A 310-nucleotide genomic window follows, 5' to 3' on the forward strand; every position below is an offset into this window, starting at 1 on the left:
GCGCGCCTATGACCAGGTGATGCATGACGTGGTGCTGCAGAACCTGCCGGTGCGCTTCGCCATCGACCGCGCGGGCCTTGTCGGCGCGGACGGCGCGACGCATGCCGGCGCGTTCGACCTGAACTACCTCGGCTGCCTGCCGGGCATCACCATCATGGCGCCCAGTGACGAGCTGGAACTGCTCAACATGACCACGACGGCGGCGGCGTTTGACGAGGGACCGATCGCCCTGCGCTACCCGCGCGGCGGCGGGTTCGGCCTTGACCTGCCGGCGGCGGGCAGGGTGATGGAGATCGGGCGCGGGCGCATC

The 310-nt window shown here is 70.6% G+C and carries 1 pseudogene; it reads left to right on the top strand.

Annotated elements, in window-relative coordinates:
• A pseudogene (locus tag HNH97_RS18500) lies at positions 1-310 on the top strand (1-deoxy-D-xylulose-5-phosphate synthase); the annotation flags it as partial.

Source organism: Gluconacetobacter entanii, assembly GCF_013155425.1.
GTDB classification, from domain to species: Bacteria; Pseudomonadota; Alphaproteobacteria; order Acetobacterales; family Acetobacteraceae; genus Novacetimonas; species Novacetimonas entanii.